Raw genomic sequence first — 1,952 nt, forward strand, 5'->3', positions numbered from 1 at the left:
TGTAAGCTTTTGACTTATTTTCGTTTAAAAGTGTCTCAATTTGCACTCTTTCTTTGTGAGTAAGCCGACTATTCTTTTTACGTATCATATAACAAATCTATAAATTTAGATTTGTTGCGTTAAGTTATTGAACTCAGGATTTTATTGCCTTTTCTTTAACAACGTATGTTAGTAAGATTCTTGCATTTTACGGGTTGGCATTCTTAACAATAAAAATTGGAGAAAAAATAAAAAGTTTAATTAAAGTTCATATGAAACCAATTGCACTTATTGCATTAACTTGTGTTGTGATAGGTATTATAGTTGTTAAAATTTTATAGATTTATATTTTTTTTCTCGTCCTGAAATAAGTTTACTTTTTTTGTGTAGGCCTGTGTGCTTTTGCTTTGTAATATCCTCATTTGTAAGACAACACTAAAGTAGACTTTTTTTAATCTTTCCTTCCTCTAAGAATTTCAACCAAAACCTTGCGCAAACCTTGTGCATAAAAAAAGGTTCCAAAACGAATTGTCTTGGAACCTTTAGTACTTTCTTAAAAACAAAAAAGCGTTACAATTGCTTGTAAGTCTTTGTTTTGCTCCCCCTCTTGGACTCGAACCAAGGACCATAATCAATTAATTTACTGATATTTATAGACTCAATTTAAAATTCTCTCCCTTTTTTACACTATTATAACTTCTTTTTCTTCTTTTAATTCCAATTCTCAGTAAACAAAAAACCCACTTCTTCGAGAGGTGGGTAAAAATTGCTATGAAAAAGTAGCGCCTATGAAAACGCTATACTTAAAATTTAGTGAATTATTGACTATTAGTACTTAATGTGTCAAATATTTAATTAAATTTGAGAATGTTATTTAAAAATTGCTAAATATTCCAAAAACAAATTTTATGAAATGGATAAACAAAACCTAAACATGCGTTTATCCAGATAAAAAAAGTGATAAACAGTATGTTTTTAAATGATATAACACGTTAGCAAAAATATTAGCCCGACATCTAAAACAGAATAATTGAACTAATAAACCTTTTATTTTTCCCCCTTCTTTTTAAATTTTAATATAAAATTAATCTATATGAAATTAGAAATATTAATACCAATAATTATAGCTTTATATACTGGAATTGCTTTTTTAGCACATAAAAAGTATGAAAAATTTGAAAAATTATCATTACCGTTTATCATTATCTTATTTATATTTATTATGTCATTTTTTATGTGGGATATGTCTGCATTAAAATACGATTCAGAAATTTATAAAACTTTGCTTGATTGTGATTGTAAATTAAATGAATCATTTTTAGAAAATCATAGTTTTGGGTTTACTTATTATATATTATTTACAATTACATTAATTTATATTTTATTTTTAGATTATCTATTTAAACCAACCGATAAATAATGCAAATCCAAAACCTAACAGGCAATAGAAAAGTATTTGTACTAATGAATATTGATTTTTATTAATAAAAAGTAATTTAGTACTTGAAAAAAAAAGTTTTAATGTTTTCATAATGTTTATATTTAAAATTTATAATTTGTTCAATCTAATCGGAAATCTTTTTGAATCTTTTTAAAAATCTTTTTTAAAATAATTCCGCAGAGTTTTGCTTTTGCAAAGCAATTAGCCAACGCTCAAAATAAAATAACGTTTTTAGTTGGCGGATTAATTTAGAAACCAACTGCTAATCCTGTTTGCTAACAACGCATATAAAAAAATGGCTACATTGTTGTTCATATTCCGTTTATAATTCCTAAGTTTACTATCAAAAAATATGAAAATTTTATATACTAATGCCATCTTTTCATATTCTAATCCGTTAGCCTTTATTATGAAACACGACAAATCGAATAAACTACTTTCTTCCAAACCAATATATCACACAAAATTTCAATATATCTGATTAATAATTGTTATAAATAAATATAGTTATGAATAAAAAAGTATCCCTGTT

Annotated in this window: 1 protein-coding gene; it reads left to right on the plus strand. The window is 25.2% G+C overall.

The window, feature by feature from the left end; translation table 11 throughout:
- Window positions 1–1,072: 1,072 nt before the first annotated feature.
- Window positions 1,073–1,399 carry a hypothetical protein gene (locus Q8S45_RS03860; RefSeq protein WP_305601404.1) on the plus strand — a complete coding sequence of 109 codons (327 nt, stop codon included), beginning with the start codon at window positions 1,073–1,075 and terminating at the stop codon, window positions 1,397–1,399.
- The last annotated feature ends 553 nt before the right edge of the window (window positions 1,400–1,952 follow it).

The organism is Lutibacter sp., assembly GCF_030692605.1.
In the GTDB taxonomy this organism is placed as follows: domain Bacteria; phylum Bacteroidota; class Bacteroidia; order Flavobacteriales; family Flavobacteriaceae; genus Lutibacter.

Excerpts from the sequence above, each read along its gene's own strand:
- Q8S45_RS03860 (WP_305601404.1), top strand. The coding sequence starts at position 1,073 with ATGAAATTAGAAATATTAATACCAATAATTATAGCTTTATATACTGGA.